The organism is Romboutsia sp. (assembly GCF_051659545.1).
In the GTDB taxonomy this organism is placed as follows: domain Bacteria; phylum Bacillota; class Clostridia; order Peptostreptococcales; family Peptostreptococcaceae; genus JBOFOR01.
In genome coordinates this window covers 1-17,976 of the sequence record NZ_JBOFOR010000263.1, presented here as the reverse complement: position 1 = coordinate 17,976, position 17,976 = coordinate 1, and the positions used below count along the sequence as shown (strand labels likewise).

The following is a 17,976-nucleotide window of genomic DNA, read 5'->3' as shown; positions in this document are numbered from 1 at the left end:
TTTTACTTTATAAAGATGTCACTTCTTCTATTATATTTAATTCTTCAACTTCACTTAGCGCGTTCTTTAAATCCCAAATTAAATCCTCTATATCTTCAATACCAACAGATACTCTAATCATATCAGGTGAAATACCTGCTGATTTTTGTTCTTCTTCATTTAACTGAGCGTGAGTAGTACTAGCAGGATGTATAACTAACGATTTTGCATCTGCTACATTTGCTAAATGAGAGAATATTTGAAGACTTTCAATGAATTTTTTACCTGCTTCTACTCCACCTTTTATACCAAAAGTAAATATAGAACCGGCTCCCTTAGGACAATATTTTTTTCCTAATTCATAATATTTATTTCCTTCTATTCCAGGATAATTTACCCAAGAAACTTGATTATGATTATTTAAGAATTCTGTTATTTTTTTAGTATTATATATATGTCTATCTACTCTTAAGGATAATGTTTCTAATCCTTGTAATAATAAAAAGGAGTTAAACGGACTTATACATGCTCCTGTGTCTCTTAATAATTGTACTCTTGCCTTAGTTATAAAAGCTGCTTCTCCTATGTCATTTGCATAGCTTATTCCATGATAACTTGGATCTGGTTCTGTTAAATATTTAAACTTACCACTTTTTGCCCAGTCAAATTTTCCACTATCTACAATTACTCCTCCAATAGAGGTACCATGCCCTCCTATAAACTTAGTTGCAGAATGAACTACTATATCTGCTCCATGTTCAAAAGGTCTTACTAAATAAGGAGTTCCAAAAGTATTATCTACAATTAAAGGTATATCATTTTCATGTGCTATATTTGCTATTTTCTCAATATCAGCTATGTTTATTACTGGATTTCCGATAGTTTCAATATATAAAGCTTTAGTATTTTTATTTATAGCTTTTCTAAAGTTTTCTGGATCATCACAGTCTACAAAAGTAGTTTTAATTCCTAACCTAGCTAGTGTAGTTGAAAATAAATTATATGTTCCTCCGTATAATGTACTAGACGCTACTATTTCATCTCCACACTCAGCAATATTTAGTATTGAATAAGTTATTGCAGCAGAACCTGAAGCTACAGCTAAAGCTCCAACTCCACCTTCTAACAAAGCTATTCTTTGTTCAAAAACATCTGAGGTAGGATTCATTATTCTTGTATATATATTTCCCGATTCTTTAAGTGAAAATAAATTTGCACCATGCTCTACGCTATCAAAAACATATGATGTAGTTTGGTAAATCGGTACTGCTCTTGAACCAGTTGTTGGATCTGGACTTTGACCTCCGTGTACTTGTAATGTATCAAATTTTAATTTTCTATTTCCCATTTTCTATATCCCCCTTTTTTTAGAAAATAAATAGCCCTCTTTATCAAGTTGATAAAAGAGGGCTTAATTTTTTAATTAGCATTCTCTCTTATCTCTCTTATGGTTTCCATAAGTAGGAATTAGCACCATGTACATAAGTACTGGTTGCTGGGTTTCACAGGGCCTATCCCTCCACCTCTCTTGATAAGGTTACTATCTATTTTATTATTAAGTTCATTGTATATTATGTTCTATTAATCGGCAACTATTTTATTTATTTTTTCTAATTTTTTTTTATAGTTTTAATTGGTTAAATATTATAACTTTCAACAAATGCTTTTATGTTAACAACTTTATAATTCAACCTAGAATCTTCTAGAGCAAAAGCCATAATATGACTTTGTATAGATTGAATTGCACTAGTTTTTAAATCGCCTTTATCATCAGCAATTAAAGATAAAAAATCTTTTATAATTCCATAATCTCCTCCACCGTGTCCATTTACTTCTTGTTTTGGTTTTATTATCTTATGATGATTTTCTCCAAATTTATATACATCAATTATATTGTTTATATGATTGCCTCCAACTTCTCCATGACTAAACATTAATTTTATAGTTCTAGTACACTCTTTAGTAAAAGCCGACAAATTAAAGGTTGCTGTTATTCCACCTTCAAACTCTAATATACTAACCATATGATCAACTACATTGTTATCACATTTATATACGCATCTTCCATAAGGTCCATTAATAATTGCATTTGCTAAGTTCTCCTTAGTTGGATTAGTATGAACTGCATTTAGAGAAGCTGATATTTTATTATCTTGTAAGTAAATTTTTTTAGCAGAATAAGGGCAGTCTTTCTCTATTTTGCAATTTACGCAGTTATCACTCATACCTTCTTTGAATTTTTCGCTTTTCATGACAGTTAGACTACCAAAAGAAGCTACATTTAAACATTTTTTATTAGTTAACCATAATAATAAATCCATATCATGACAACTTTTAGCTAAAATAAGTGGACTAGTTTCGTTGCTATTTCTCCAGTTTCCCCTTGTGTAACTATGTGCAAAATGCCAATATCCAATATTTTCATTGTGCTGTATACTTACAAGCTCTCCTAATTCTTTACTATCAATTATTTTCTTTATTTCTGTGAAAAAAGGCGTATACCTTAGTACATGACATATCATAAAAATGTTTTTGTTGTACTTTTTAGCTAGCTTCTCTAATTCAATTATCTCTTCTATCTTGTTTGACATTGGTTTTTCTAATAGTACATGATATCCTTTCTCTAAAGCTATTTTAGCTGGCATAAAGTGGTCATCATCGTTGTTTGCTATAATTATTCCATCTGCTAATTTATCTTCTTTTAATAAATCTTTCCAGTCTTTAAATACATAGTCTTCTTCTATATTATACTTTTCTTTAAATAAGTTTCGTTTTTCTTCTATAGGTTCTGCTATTGCTACGATATTGCCTAGATTCGGATTTTCTAATAAATATGGAGCATATGCATACATCCCTCTACATCCTGCTCCTATAACTGCAATACTTACTTTTTTCATTCTTTTCTCTCCTATGTAAGCATGTTTTTAATTATTATATTTTTTATAAATATTTATATGCTATAATATTCATCAATTGTGTTTATAATTATAAAATTAATATTAAAATAGTACTTGTTTTCAAATTTATTAACAAAATTAACTGTAATTAAATTTAGCCACATCATGAATATTAATTTATTTTTTAGCACTTATGAATAAATGATAGTTGATTCATAATACTAACTATAATATAATTAATTAGTTATACTAGACTCTAAGGAGGTTTTTCATGAGATTAAATAACTATATAAGCTCAACTGGACTTTGTTCAAGAAGAGAGGCTGACAAGCTTGTGGAACAAGGTAAGGTTACAATAAATGGTAAGGTAGCAAAAATAGGCCAAAGTGTAGAAGAAGGAGATAGTGTTAAAGTTAATAATAAATTAATAAAACAAAAGAAAAATGATGTTTACATAGCTTTAAATAAACCTGTTGGAATAACTTGTACAACTGAACGACATATAAAAGGAAATATAATAGATTATGTAAATTATCCAGAAAGAATTTTTCCTATAGGGAGATTAGATAAACCTTCTGAAGGACTTATTTTACTTACTAATGACGGAAATATTGTAAATAAAATACTTAGAGAAGAAAACAAGCACGAAAAGGAATATGCGGTAACTGTAGATAAAAATATAAGTGATGATTTTATTAATAAAATGTCAAATGGAGTTCGTATTTTTAATCCTGTAACTAACAAATACGTTACTACAAAAAAGTGTAAAATTACTAAAGTAAACGCTCGTACTTTTAGAATTGTTCTAACTCAAGGTCTTAATCGACAAATAAGAAGAATGTGCGAAGTATTTGGTTATTCTGTTCAAAAACTACAACGTGTTAGAATTATGGATTTAACCTTAAAAGGTCTTCCAACTGGTAAATGGAGACAATTGAGTGAAAAAGAAGTCAAGGGTTTGATTAAATAATTTTCATTTACCAATAGCTACTCATATGTTATACTATTGCAATGTGTTAAATACACATTGTAATTTTTTTAGGAGGGATATTTTATGTCATTTTTAATTTTAATAATAGGATTTTTGTTCCTAATAAAAGGTGCTGATACCTTTGTAGAAGGGTCATCATCTTTAGCTCGTAAGTTTAATGTCCCACCTATGATTATCGGTTTAACTATAGTAGCTATGGGTACTAGTGCTCCTGAGGCCGCTGTAAGTATAACATCTTCATTAGCTGGACAAAACGATATGAGTATAGCTAACGTAGTAGGTTCAAACTTTTTCAATATACTTATTGTTTTAGGAGTTTCTTCTATAATAACAAAGTTACCAGTTGAAAAAGATACAATAAAAAAGGATGCTCCTTTTTTAATATTAATAAGTGCCTTACTAGTATTACTTTGCTCTAATTTAACTTTAGGTTTAGTTGACGGGTTAATACTTTTACTTTTATTCTGTTATTTCTTATTCTATACTATAAAGTCTGCTATTAATACTAATAAGCAACAAGATGATAATGTTGTTTGTGATGAAAGTGCTTTAGCAATAGATATTACAGAAGAAATTTCTATACCTAAAACTATATTAATCTGTATTGTTGGTGCTATAGGAATAATTATCGGCGGAGATTTGGTAGTTGATGCTGCAACATCTATTGCTACTGACTTTGGAATGACTCCTAATTTAGTTGGCCTTACAATTATTGCTATGGGTACTTCTCTTCCTGAGTTTGTTACTTCAATAGTAGCTATAAAAAAAGGTGAGACTGATATAGCTATAGGTAATGTTATTGGGTCAAATTTATTTAACATATTACTAGTGTTAGGTTTAGCTGCATTTATTAATCCTATAACAGTTAGTACTCTTGCTTTAATAGATATGATTTTTATGACTATAATAACAATCTTATTATACTTATTTATGAAAAAAGATAGTTTACTTGTAAAAAAACATGGTATTGCTTTAGTTATTATATACATCGTATATATGACTTATACAATAATAAGATAATATTAATTTGTTTAACAAAAGGGAGGCTTACTCCCTTTTTTCATGCTTCAAACTATATATGGACTTTTATTATTATTTAAAATTTCGTATAATTTATATATAAACATTATTATATTAAGGAAAGGATAGACTAATGAATAAAAAAACAGTTTTAATTACAGGTTCTTCTCGTGGTATAGGACGTGCTACTGCTATATTATTTGCCAAAAATAACTACAACGTAGTAATAAATTACAATAAATCAGAAAAAGAAGCTAATGAACTTTATAATACATTAACAGAAAAAGGGTTATCTGTTAGAGTTTTTAAAGCTGATATTTCTAAAAGATATGAGGTAAATTCTATGGTAAATTTCTGTATTGGTGAGTTTGGTAAAATAGACGTATTAGTTAACAATGCAGGTATAAGTACTGATAAATTATTTACAGATTTAAGTGATGAAGATTGGGATGAAATGATGAATGTTAATTTGAATGGAGTATTTTACTCTACTCAAAAAGCTTTACAATATATGATACCTGAACATAGTGGTAAAATTATAAATATTTCTTCTATTTGGGGGTTAGTTGGTGGTTCTTACGAAGTACATTATTCAACATCTAAGGCAGCTATTATCGGTATGACAAAAGCCCTTGCTAAAGAGCTTGGTCCATCAAATATTCAAGTTAATTGTGTAGCACCAGGAGTTATACAAACTGATATGCTAAATAATGTTAGTCAAGAAATATTAGATATGTTAAGAGATGAAACTCCTCTAATGAGACTTGGAACGCCTGATGATATAGCTAACTGTATATTGTTCTTAGCTGATGATAAATCTAATTTTATAACTGGACAAGTTATTAGTCCAAATGGAGGATTTGTTATTTAATTTTTAAAAATTCTGTATTAATTTTTCAAAATATGTGTATAATTAAATTATATCCACTGGAATAAAACAAAATTTACATATCTAACTTATAAAAAGAGACGCTTTGGACACGTCTCTTTTTATGCTCTATGTAATTTTTTATTTACAATAGATAAATCTATTATAAATTGAGTTTCATCATCTTCACTACAAACTTTAATATTACACTTATGACTTTGTAGCATTTGCTTTATTGAATATAATCCGTATCCTCTATTTTTACCCTTAGAAGAATATCCCATTTCAAATATTTTTTTTGTATCCTCAATTTTTCTTCCATTGTTATTTATTGAAATAATATGTTTATCATCTTCTGTATAGGTATCTACATGTATGTATTTGTGTTCCTTTTCATTTTTCTTTAATTCATCAATTGCATTGTCTATTATATTTAGGAATATAGCACTTAATTGAGTATCTTGAAGTGGTGTATCTTCTAGTAAACTATCTATACATGCGGTTAATTGTATATTATGTTCTGAACACTTCGCACTTTTAAAGTTTAAAATTGCATCTATATAATTAGAACCTGTATCAAAATTAGAGATATTATTTTTTACCTCAGCTGATATTCCAAGAATATACTTTTTTGCATCTTCATTTTTACTATTGGAAACTTGCATAAGTATTACTTGTAGATGATTCATATAATCATGTCTTTGAATTCTTAATAAGTCTACAGTTTCCTTCATTTGATTTAAATTATTTCTAATTAAATTATTTTCAATTTGTATACTGTCTTTATTTTTTTCTGATATTAGAATTGTAATAATTAAACAACTTATACAAAATACTATCCAAATTATAACTCCAATAATAACAAAACTATACCTACTATATGTTGTATACTGCTCTAAATTGCTCATTATTTCTACTGCAATAGCTTGAACTATTAATATGTTAATAATTGATAATACCACTAGTAATTTAATCATATTTCTATTTTTAAATAATGCCTTAGGCTTGTTTCTTTCAAAATTCAAGATATTTAAATTATATTTATTAATTACAGTAAATATTATCCAAGTTAAAATTACTGTTATGTCAATAAATATAATTTTAGAATAAGTGTTACTTAAAATACCTTCTATATTTATATCAATTGCATTTAATATCATAAACATAATAAATTCAGAAATAAATTTAATAGCATATCCAATTATTGATGCGATTAAACACTTAATTTTTTCTCCTTTTATGGCTATGCTAAGCAACATACTATATATAAAGAATATTATAATTATATTGCTTCCATTTGGTATATAATATTTTACAACTTCTCCAAATAGAACACACAGTATAGTTATTTTTAATAACTTCAAACTTTTTAATTTCTTCCCCAACAATACATTACTTATATTGTATATTAAAAATATTTCAGGAATACTTATAAACAACATTTCTAACATTTCATTTTCCCTTCATACGACCATTAGTAAATATTTTATAGTATAACAATGATTTAATAATTCTATATATTTGCTATTTTTTCAATACTATTACTCTAAACTTAATATAAATTTTTATATAGATTTATAAGTTCTATAATGAATTCTGTTTCATCATCATCACTATAAACTTCAATATTACATTTATGATTTAGTAGCATTTGTTTTATAGAATACAATCCATATCCCCTATTTTCTCCTTTAGATGAATAACCATTTTCAAATATTTTTTGAATATCTTGTATTTTTATTCCATTATTTTTTATAGCAATAAAATCCTTATCCTCTTGTATATATGTATCAACATGTATGTACTTATATTCTTTTTCACTTTGTTTTAACTCATCAATAGCATTATCTATTATGTTTAAGAAAATAGCACTTAGTTGTGTATCTTGAAATGGTGTATATTCTAATAAACTATCTATACATGCAGTTAATTGAATATTATATTCGTTACATCTTGCACTTTTAAAGTTTAATATAGCATCTATATAATTAGATCCTGTTTCAAAAACTGAAATACTATTTTTTGAATCCTCAGCTATTCCCAGTATATAACTTCTTGCATCTTCGCATTTACCTTTTGAAACTTGCATCAATATTACCTGTAAATGATTCATATAATCGTGTTTTTGTATTCTTAACATATCTATCGTTTCTTTCATTTGATTCAAGTTGCATATTATTGCGTTATTTTCAAGTTGAACTACTTCCTTACTTTTTTTCAATATCAAGCTAACTATAATTAAAGAACCTACACATAGTACACTAATTGCTATTAAATTCAGTATTACTAAGTTTAATTTGCTGTCAAATTTAAAGTAACTTATACTTATAATCATCATTACACCTGACATTAATACTATGTTTATAATTGATAATGATACTAACATTTTATCAGTATAGTGGTTTATTTTATTTTTTTTATTAGCCTCATTCCAAAGTTTTATTTTTTTCTTATCAATAAATAAATATGTTAAAAATGGAATGATTAAGGATATATTACCTACAATAATTTTAAAAAGCTGATTTGTCAATATAATTTCTAAATCAATTCCCATTAAATATATTATTCCAACTAAAACATATTCTGACACAAATTTAATTGTGAAAGCTATACTGATTACAATTAAACACTTTATTATACTAACTTTACTTTTTAAATAGTATAATAGGACATATAATAAAAATATCAATATCATATTTATTCCTGTTGGAGTATAGCTTCTTATTAAATAACAACCTGCTGCATATATTAAAGATATCTTTACAATATCTTTAAATACAAGAATATTATTTAATAATGAATTTCCTATTGAATAAATTACTACTGCTTCTAAAATACCTATAAATAATACATCTAATAATATTATGACCTTCTCCCCCTGTCTCTTGTATAATTTTAACATATTTTTCCTTTTTTTGTTCTGTATAAACAAAAAAACCTTAATTTTTTTAAAATTAAGGTTTTGATTAATTGTTATTTGTTAACTATTGGTTTTCTTAGTATATAGTCTTTATCTACCTTTATATCAAGCTTTAATTTGACTATTTGTCTTGCATGAGGAGCTGATTCTATAGGGTTGCCTTTTTCATCATACATTTCTTCAATATTTGTAAACATTGTATCTATATGTGGTCCTATTACCTCAATCTTGTCTAGTACATTCATTTTATTTCTTTGTTCTACTATATAAAGGTCTTTTTCCTGGTCATAATCTCTTACTATACCAATAAAGTCATAATTTCTTATATAAGATGCGCTATCATAGTTATGAGCTTTAGAATTAGGAACATTTAAGTAAAAGCCTGTGCTATAATCTCTGTGGCTACCTTTTTTAAGTTCATCTAACCAAATAGGATTAAAAGTCCAGTTTTCTGGATCTTCATAGTAGGTATCTATTGCCATTCTATACGCTCTAACTGTAGTAGCTACATAATATGACGTTTTCATTCTTCCCTCGATTTTAAAACTTGTTATACCACATTTAATAAGCTCTGGTACATATTCTATCATACATAAATCTTTTGAGTTAAAGAAAAATGATGAATCAACATCTTCTAATACCTTTTCATATTTACCTGGGCTTACTTCTTCTACTAAATTATACTTCCATCTACAAGGTTGAGCACAAGCTCCTCTATTGGCATCTCTTCCAGTAGTATAATTACTTATTACGCATTTCCCTGAGTAGGACATACACATCGCTCCATGAACAAATGCTTCAATATCCATATCTTCTGGAGTATTATCTCTTAATTCCTTTATTTCTTTAAATGATAGTTCTCTAGCCATTACTACTCTCTTAGCACCCTTGTTATACCAAAAGTTTGCACCATATGAGTTTGTAGTACTCGCTTGAGTACTTATATGTATTTCCATATTCGGTATTGTCTGCTGAACTAATGTAAATACACCTGGATCACTAACTATTACTGCATCTACGCCTATTTTTTCTAATTGTAATAAATAGGCTTCTAACTGTTGTAATTCTTCATTTCTAGGTATTATATTTATAGTTACAAAAACTTGTTTTCCTAAGTTATGAGCAAATTGTACTCCTTCTGCCATTTCTTCTATTGTAAAGTTTTTAGCTGCAGATCTCATACCAAAAATTTCTCCACCTATATATACAGCATCCGCTCCATAAGTAAAAGCTATTTTTAATCTTTCCAAATCACCTGCTGGTGCTAATAATTCTATTTTTTTCATTTTATCTCCTTTGTTTCTCTATATTTTTCAGATAAAAATATTTTACCCAAATATATTAGTATCAAACTTATTTATTATAACATTACTTTATTATTTTTTCAAATTATTGTTGAAATTTGTAAAAAAAGACCTATTAAGGTCTTTTTAATCTTCTAACGTTTTATAAAGTTTTCCTATCTTCAATAACCACATAAATAAAGTAATTAGTAAAATTCCTTTAAACACGCTACTTATAGTTATACTCCACCATATTCCATTTAATCCTAATATTTCCGGTTTAGAAATTAAATATGCAAGTGGAACTCTTGCACCAGTTAAAATTGTTATAATGAAAGATGGTATATATGTTCTTCCTAATCCCTTAAAAGCGCCTGCAGTTATTATTTCTAAGCACATAAATAGTTGAGATAAACCTAGTATTCTTAAATATACAGTTCCTTGCTTAATAGCCTCAGCTTCATCTATAAATATTCCAAATATCTTATCTCCTAAAAGCACCAATACAAGAGTATTTACAATTCCTAGCACTATAGCTATCAATATGGTTATTTTACAACCTCTGTCTATTCTCTTATACTTGGATGCACCATAATTTTGACCTACAAAGCTTGATAGAGCTACTGCTAGACCATCCGCCGTCATCCAGGATATAGACTCAATCTGAGAACCTACTTTTTGAACAGCTATTGCTACAGGTCCAAAAGACGCTACTATTACACCTATTGTCATTGAAAATATAGTAAACATTCCACTTTGAATAGCTACTGGTATTCCTAGTTTATATAAAATTTTATAATAGATTAAGTCAATATCCTTAAATAGCTTAATCTTAAAATAGTCTTCTTTACTTTTTATAATTCTGTATAAAAAGCATGTTGTCACCACCATTTGTGCAAATACAGTAGCTATAGCAGCTCCTACTACTCCAAGCTTAGGCCCACCAAACCATCCTAATATTAATACAGGGTCTAATAAAATATTTATAACTAACCCCATGGTATTTATTCTAAATGGAGTTTTACTATTTCCTAATCCATTAAAAATAGCTGTAAATACTGGATTTATAAAATAAAATACCATTCCTAATGCAATTATACTTAAGAATTGTTTAGCCATATTTATAACATTTGTATCCCCTAATCTAAATATCCCTATTAGTACATCATTAAATACTAATAATACTATTGTATATATTATAGCTAAAATAATATTTATTTCTATAGCAGATTTTATAAAGGATTTTATAGCTACTTTATCACCTGAACCTACACTTTGAGCAACTTTAACTTCTGCTCCAACTTTCGATATCATAATAAAAGCCATGGCTAACCATGGATAAAATCCTGCAGTTCCTACTGCTGCCACTGCACTACTTCCTACTCTTCCTACCCATATCATGTCCACTAAGTTATAGGCCATTTGTATAAATGAAGTCCCCATTATAGGTAGTGCTAATTTTAATAATTTTTCTGTAATTCTACCTTCTGTTAAATCTATTCTATTTTTCATGTATCCTCCACCCCTAAATACTAATTTGATATCAAACAAAAAAGTGAGTCTAAGCTCACTCTTTTATTATTTAAAATCACTTATGTTATTTGCTATAGTTAAATCTTCAAGTACACTTGCTAAAGGTAATTTTCTACTTTCTAATCCTGTCCCTAGCATTTCAAAAGCCTTGCCCGTATCTTCACTATAAGTTTTTATTATTCCGCTTTCCAATTCACTTATATGTAAATATATATATTCTTTAATATCTTCAATACTATTTAAGTTACTTATTTCCTTCCCTATAAGTACATGTTTGAATATTTCAAAGCCTTCTCCTTTAGCCCCCCATAGAAATATTCTAAATGTTATTAAAGACATCTCTAAGTATATTCCTGCACTTAGAGAATTCATTTCATTTATTTCCTCATATAAGTGCTGATTAAAATCAACAAATCCACTTTGTGCAATTTCATAAACTTTTTGTTCGTTATATTCTAAGTTATTTTCTGCTATTTTATTGTGAAATACTTCATAACTATCGCTTTGTATTAATAAATCTGCAAACTTTGTTGTTTGTATAAATACTTTATCTTTAGTCAAAAACTTACCTGTCATAATATTCTCCTTGTTTCCAATATTTTCTCTATCTATTTTAACATATATTTCATTAAAGTATAGTCTTACCCTTAAAAATGTTATTTATTTTTTAGGTTTTACAAAGTATTTAGTGTGTAACAGCTCATGCGCTTTATGACTCATTGGATAATCTAAGTATTTTTCATAAATTGCTAAAACAGCAGGATTTTCATAAGATCTTCTAATTGGCATTTTTCTATCTATATTATTTAATCCTTCTGCTCTCATTTTAAGAACTTCTTCTCTTTTTCTTGCCTTAGGTTGTCCACCACCACCTACGCATCCGCCTGTACAAGCCATAATTTCTATAGCATGGAAAAATTCTTCTCCCGTTCTTATTTTATCTAACATCTTAGCTGCTTCTCTTAGTCCATAAGTAACCCCAATTCTCAATTTTAAATTACCAACTTCCAAATCACAAGCTCTAAAGCTATCCCATCCTCTTAGACATTCAAACTCTATATTTTCTACTCTTTTACCTGTCATTTTTTCAATTGCTGTTCTAGTTGCTGCTTCAATTACTCCTCCAGTTCTACCAAAGATTACACCAGCTCCACTGTATTCTCCTAGTACTTGATCTATTGGTGAATCTTCAATTTGAGCTAAATCTATCCCAGAGTCTTGGAAAATTTTTATAAGTTCTCTTGTCGTTATTACATAGTCTACATCATAGTTCAAACCTCTTGAAAACTCTGGTCTTGATGCTTCGTATTTTTTTGCAATACATGGCATAATTGCAACTGAGGTAATTTGATCTCTATGCAGTCCATGCTCTTTTCCCCATAAGTCTTTTGCAACTGTTGCAAACATTTGCATAGGTGATTTTGCTGAAGATGGAACTTCTAACATATCTCCATAGTTTTGTTCAATAAATTTTACCCAAGCAGGACAACAAGATGTAAGTATAGGAAGCTTTACATTTTCATCTCCTGCAAAATATTTTTCTAATCTATCTTGAAGTTCTGCTGCTTCTTCCATTATTGTTAAGTCTGCTGCCCATGTAGTATCAAATACATAGTCTACTCCTAATTGTCTAAGACCTGCTGCTATTTTATTTTCCACATTAGTACCTGGTTCAAATCCAAAAGCTTCTCCTATAGCCACTCTTACTGCTGGTGCCATTTGAGTAATTACTATTTTATTTGGTGTTGATAAATCTCTAAGGAACTTTAAAGTATTATCTCCTGCTGTTATTGCGTTTACTGGACAAACTGCGATACACTGTCCACAGTGAGTACATCTATTATAATCTATATAATGGTGGCATTTAGGCTCTCCTATAATACAGTCTACAGGACAAGCTCTTTTACATACTCCACATCCAATACATTTATCTGTAATTGTTAATTTTATAAGATGATTACACTGTGATGTGTAACACTTGTTATCTTCTATATGCTCTTCTATTTCGTTATAAAAATTATTAATTATTTCTTCTATTATATTGTGTGTTTGATTTATCCTATCTTTTACGGTTAGAGCTATTTCCCTTAATAGATATACATCACGCATATTAGCTCTACCTTTACTTATTCTATCTAAAATTTTCCACATTCTAATTATTTCTTTCTCAACTACACTAAATTGTTCAAAACCTTTACTTTTAGTTTTTCCTATTAAATAATCTATATAAAATTTTGCATATTGTACTATACAATCTTCTTGAGAAAGAATAATAATCGTTCTATTTGAACATTTATCAAATAAGTTAAAATCTAGTTCTTTATCTAAACTTTCTTCCGTCAAAAAACCACCAAAAGGTATACCTAATTGTGCTGCTTTAAAACCACTATCATTTAATAAACCTCCAGCTAAATTTATTATATCTACTATAGTCGCCCCTTCTGGTACATCTATTATTCCTGGATGATTAATCTTACCACATACTGCTACTTTTCTATTTTCAATTTGTGATATTTTATTTAGGTCTTCTTCACTAAATACAGAGAATACAGAGCCTAATGAACTTTGAATTATTGTTGTTGTTTTATTTAACATTATATTACTCCTCGCTATTACAATATTAAATTTATTTTTTCTTATATCCTTAAATACTATTCTCTTGAAATAATAAAAGCCTGAGATTTATCTCAGGCTTTATCAACTATTCATTTTCTTTTTTATAAGATATAACTGTGCTTAAAAATATTGTTAAACATATTACACTAGTTACTGCAATAGTCATACTGATAATTTTAGCTGGTATGCTAATAGGAACGATATCTCCATATCCAATTGTCGTAAATGTTATTATAGTATAATAAAATAAATCAAATCCATTTGGATTATTTGAAAATGACCCTGGATAAGCTTGGTTTATTATACTGGTAGCTAAAAATAAATTTAATATTATCATAAATAATAGTAGTATTGCTACTATAGTAATTCTGCTATTTGTAGTTTTATAAATATTATTTTCTTTATCCTTATTTTTTACATGACCTGGATTTTTTATTAATTTAATAAGTATTTTTAAGTTTAATATATAAGAAATTAATAAACCTATCAATGCTAAAATTTCTATACCCTCAAATTGGCTACTATCAAATACAAATACTGTAAAATAAGTACTAAGTATAAAATAGCTAGTTAGCAAGTTGATTTTTAAGTCACTATCTTCAACTTTAGAAATAAATTTTTGTATCCCTGTTGTTATCAGAAGTATGTATCCTATTGATAAATGAATTATTAAAAGTATTATAATTACAAAAAATGTAGTAACTATAATATTAGTTATACTCGCATCCTGTAATACATTGTTTACTCCTACTTTGACTACAGTAAAAATAACTAGTAGCTCCGAAACTACAAATATTACTCCATGTAAAACTCTTGAGATTAAATCATTCTCCGTAAGTATTTCTTTGTATGTTTGATTTATTTCTATAAAAGTACTTTTGATCTCAAGTAATATTTTTTTATTATTTTTCCTTCTAAGGCCTATTAATACTAGTATAATTAATATTGTACTTGCTATTACTAAAATTTTCCCCATGTTGACACCTTCTTTTTGTGAGCTTCTATATATTCTATATTAATCTTTGTCTTTATTTGAATTTTCCTTTAGTATGTACAATATATCTTCTTTAAATTTTTTATTTTCTTCTTCTTGTATTAATTTATAACTATCCCTATCTTTTTTCATGATACTCATATTGTCATTTATCTTAACTATAAAATCTTTTATAGTTGAAATGTCTTCCTTTATTTCTTCGTTGTATAAATTAAAATTAACCAATTCTGTGTATTCTTTGTTTACTTCTCTTTGAATCATTTTTAATTGATTTAAACTTTGTATTAAAGCTTCTGATTTTTTAGTTAATGACTCAACTTTTGTTAATTCATATACTTCATGCATTGAATTGTCTAGTTTATCTAATACACCTTCTAACCCTATTAGAGAATTTGTTAATTTTTCAGTTTCATCTATACTTTTTTCAAATCTGTCTATTAAATTTAATATATTTTTATCTTCCATGTTAACCACCTAATTCGTTTAGACTTAATTGATAATGTTTAATATAGTTTTAATTAAATCTATGTTTTTATTTTGTTTTGTTATTTTATCTTCTATATATTCATTGTATATCTCATAAAAATTATTTATCCAAGCTTCCTTACTTTGCTTTTCTAAAACTATTTCTAAAGGGTTTATTTTATGTTCACTAAAATATTCTACTATTTCCTCATACTCTTGTCCCATTAGTACAAAGCACTTTATAGTTTTTATATGATTTTCATCTTCTATAAAACATTCGCTGGCTAATTCATACTCTCTTAATTTTAATAACTTAGCCCCTGCCTCTGAGTATTTTCCTTTTTCTTTTAATACAAGTGCTTCACATCTTTTTATGTGCTCTTTTACATTATTTGATTTAGATTTTCTATACTGTATTATAGCTTGATGATATCTCTCTTTTGACTCTAAATATTTACCTTCTTTTAAATAATCATCATCGTTCGATATGTAGTTAAACATTAAATGATTTTCTTCAAAATTTTCTACTACTTCTATTAATCCCTCAAAATTACTATACAATTCACAATCACTTTCATCTTCATAAAAACAAATATAATCTCTTGCTCTAGTTACTCCAACATAAAGCATGTTAAAATAGTATCTATATAAAGAGTGATTTTCATAGCTAACTCCATCAAATATTTCCTTCCATTTTTCCTTATATGTAGATGCTACGTTGTAACATATTATATAATCTTTTTCTATACCTTTAATTTCAGATAAAGTAAACACACTATCTTCTATACCCATTTCATGTTTCAGTTTTAATTTTTCATTTTCATTACAAACTAATATAGCTACATAGTGCCTTTCTTTTACCATGTTTAAAAGTTTAGACTTATTTTCTTCACTATTCTTCAATAAAAATGGGTTATTAGTTTTTTCTCTTATTGGTTTTTCTATATAGTCATTTCTTTTATTTTTATATAACTTTGAAATTCTTAAATTTGCAATTTCATTGGCTAAATTTACAATGTTCTTTGAGCTTCTATAATTTGTTGATAATATTTTTTTATAAAATTTATCATTGTAATTCGTAGCCATAAATAGACTTTCTATACGGGTAGTATTAAAAAATGTTGGATTTATAGTTTGATTATAATCTCCACTAAATAGAATATTTAATGGGTTTTTAACTAACTTATACATAAGATAAACTTGTATTTCAGTTAAATCCTGTATTTCATCTACTAATATAAAATCAAACTTTTCTATCTTTCCTCTATTTACTTCTTTTAGAACCATTCTTGTTATATCATTTTCATCATAAAGATTATTTTCTTTTAAATACCCTTCATATTTCAAACAAGTTTCATATATTAAAGCTCTTTCTTCTTTATTGTATATAGAATATTCACTTGGCAGACTTAAGTATAATTCTTTGTCCATAATCTTTTGACTAACTATATTTTCTTCTATTTTTAAATCTATCTTATTTAAGTCTTCTTCTACAATATTTTTATTTTCTATATTGCTAATTAATAAATTTTTCTTAATAATATTTATGTTAGTGTTTAATACAAATTCATTACTTTTTATAGTAGCAAATCCTTTTTCTTTTATATACTCTATAGTATCTTCTCTAAATTCTTCTATATTGAATTTCACATTTGGTACCCAGTTTAATCCAATTATACCCTTTATTACACCTCTTATTTATAGTGATAGGTAAGTCTTTGAAGTTATCTCCAACTTTTCCCCCACTTCACACCGTACGTGAGACTTTCACCTCATACGGCGTTCCAACAATTTCACACTCTAATAATTAAATAACTGAATTTCCTACTAACTTTCTTAAAGAATTAACTCTTTTTAAACCTTTTTTATCTAAATTCATCGTATTTAGATACTTAGCTATTGTACCCAAATCAGTACTGCATATAATCTTACAAGCTTGTGTTGTTAACCACACAAGGTTTTTATATTCATCAGTACCTCCTAAATATTTCGGAATTTTATGTTTATATTCCATATATCCTATTTTTAAGGCTTCGCCTGTAACATAACATTTACCATTTTGACCTGCTATTAATTAAATTCTATTATCATTAAATTCAGTCGTTTGTGACTCCTGTCTATTACTTAGCAGGTATTGTATTATTTCCTCAATACCATATAAACTATCGTGTATAGTTGCAGATATCTTGGTTAAAACACATTATATTTCTAGTTTTGCAACCATAAATAGGAAATATAGTTGTATTTTTAATGGTTATTTTTTTACCATTGTAATTTCCATAAAGTCTTTCATATGTTTTAGATAATTTAGGTTTACTATTTATTATATTCTTTAATCTAGCTCTTAAGGTTTTTCTTACTAAGAAATCTATACCCGAAAAGTCTTTACTCACATGAGTAGCATATCTAT

General features: G+C 27.3%; 16 protein-coding genes and 1 riboswitch. Of the genes, 3 read left to right on the top strand and 13 right to left on the bottom strand.

The features are described from left to right. Positions 1-7: 7 nt before the first annotated feature. Together ACRC03_RS15275 and ACRC03_RS15270 are read right to left on the bottom strand one after the other, a co-directional pair. Positions 8-1,327, bottom strand: a complete 1,320-nt coding sequence (locus ACRC03_RS15275; protein WP_438653453.1) for a homocysteine synthase — start codon at positions 1,325-1,327, stop codon at positions 8-10. 85 nt (positions 1,328-1,412) lie between these two features. Beyond that, positions 1,413-1,517: riboswitch (SAM riboswitch) on the bottom strand. Between the two features lie 99 nt (positions 1,518-1,616). Then, positions 1,617-2,876, bottom strand: coding sequence for a Gfo/Idh/MocA family protein (locus ACRC03_RS15270; protein ID WP_438653452.1), 1,260 nt, complete (start codon positions 2,874-2,876; stop codon positions 1,617-1,619). Positions 2,877-3,147: 271 nt separating this feature from the next. On the opposite strand from ACRC03_RS15270, the gene rluF reads away from it, so the two are divergent. The 3 genes from rluF (at position 3,148) to ymfI (ending at position 5,758) form a co-directional block, all read left to right on the top strand. Then, positions 3,148-3,846, top strand: coding sequence for a 23S rRNA pseudouridine(2604) synthase RluF (gene rluF / locus ACRC03_RS15265; protein WP_438653451.1), 699 nt, complete (start codon positions 3,148-3,150; stop codon positions 3,844-3,846). A gap of 84 nt (positions 3,847-3,930) precedes the next feature. Beyond that, positions 3,931-4,887: a calcium/sodium antiporter gene (locus ACRC03_RS15260; RefSeq protein ID WP_438653450.1), complete on the top strand. Its 957-nt coding sequence runs from the start codon at positions 3,931-3,933 to the stop codon at positions 4,885-4,887. A 133-nt stretch (positions 4,888-5,020) separates the two neighbouring features. Then, positions 5,021-5,758, top strand: coding sequence for an elongation factor P 5-aminopentanone reductase (ymfI, locus tag ACRC03_RS15255; RefSeq protein WP_438653449.1), 738 nt, complete (start codon positions 5,021-5,023; stop codon positions 5,756-5,758). A 119-nt stretch (positions 5,759-5,877) separates the two neighbouring features. Here ymfI and ACRC03_RS15250 read toward each other — a convergent pair whose 3' ends face one another. The 11 genes from ACRC03_RS15250 to ACRC03_RS15200 form a co-directional block, all read right to left on the bottom strand. Next, positions 5,878-7,206, bottom strand: coding sequence for a sensor histidine kinase (locus tag ACRC03_RS15250; RefSeq protein WP_438653448.1), 1,329 nt, complete (start codon positions 7,204-7,206; stop codon positions 5,878-5,880). A gap of 101 nt (positions 7,207-7,307) precedes the next feature. Beyond that, on the bottom strand, positions 7,308-8,657 hold the full coding sequence (locus ACRC03_RS15245) for a sensor histidine kinase (protein WP_438653447.1): 1,350 nt from the start codon (positions 8,655-8,657) through the stop codon (positions 7,308-7,310). Between the two features lie 71 nt (positions 8,658-8,728). Continuing rightward, the gene (locus ACRC03_RS15240; RefSeq protein ID WP_438653446.1) at positions 8,729-9,961 is read right to left on the bottom strand and encodes a peptidase U32 family protein; all 1,233 of its coding nucleotides are present in this window, start codon (positions 9,959-9,961) and stop codon (positions 8,729-8,731) included. 144 nt (positions 9,962-10,105) lie between these two features. Then, positions 10,106-11,509, bottom strand: coding sequence for an MATE family efflux transporter (locus ACRC03_RS15235; protein ID WP_438653445.1), 1,404 nt, complete (start codon positions 11,507-11,509; stop codon positions 10,106-10,108). Between the two features lie 27 nt (positions 11,510-11,536). After that, entirely contained in the window at positions 11,537-12,067 is a 531-nt protein-coding gene (locus ACRC03_RS15230; protein ID WP_438653444.1) for a hypothetical protein, read from the bottom strand. An 84-nt stretch (positions 12,068-12,151) separates the two neighbouring features. Continuing rightward, entirely contained in the window at positions 12,152-14,086 is a 1,935-nt protein-coding gene (locus ACRC03_RS15225) for a [FeFe] hydrogenase, group A (protein ID WP_438653443.1), read from the bottom strand. Positions 14,087-14,192: 106 nt separating this feature from the next. Next, positions 14,193-15,083: a potassium channel family protein gene (locus tag ACRC03_RS15220; protein WP_438653442.1), complete on the bottom strand. Its 891-nt coding sequence runs from the start codon at positions 15,081-15,083 to the stop codon at positions 14,193-14,195. A gap of 39 nt (positions 15,084-15,122) precedes the next feature. After that, complete coding sequence (locus ACRC03_RS15215; RefSeq protein WP_438653441.1) at positions 15,123-15,566, bottom strand: hypothetical protein; 444 nt, start codon at positions 15,564-15,566, stop codon at positions 15,123-15,125. A gap of 24 nt (positions 15,567-15,590) precedes the next feature. Beyond that, the gene (locus tag ACRC03_RS15210) at positions 15,591-17,216 is read right to left on the bottom strand and encodes a UvrD-helicase domain-containing protein (protein ID WP_438653440.1); all 1,626 of its coding nucleotides are present in this window, start codon (positions 17,214-17,216) and stop codon (positions 15,591-15,593) included. Positions 17,217-17,373: 157 nt separating this feature from the next. Beyond that, a complete protein-coding gene (locus ACRC03_RS15205; protein ID WP_438653439.1) occupies positions 17,374-17,580 on the bottom strand; it encodes an HNH endonuclease signature motif containing protein in 207 nt (68 codons plus the stop codon). A gap of 148 nt (positions 17,581-17,728) precedes the next feature. Next, positions 17,729-17,976: hypothetical protein (locus tag ACRC03_RS15200; RefSeq protein ID WP_438653438.1), on the bottom strand; the 248-nt coding region annotated here is incomplete at its 5' end.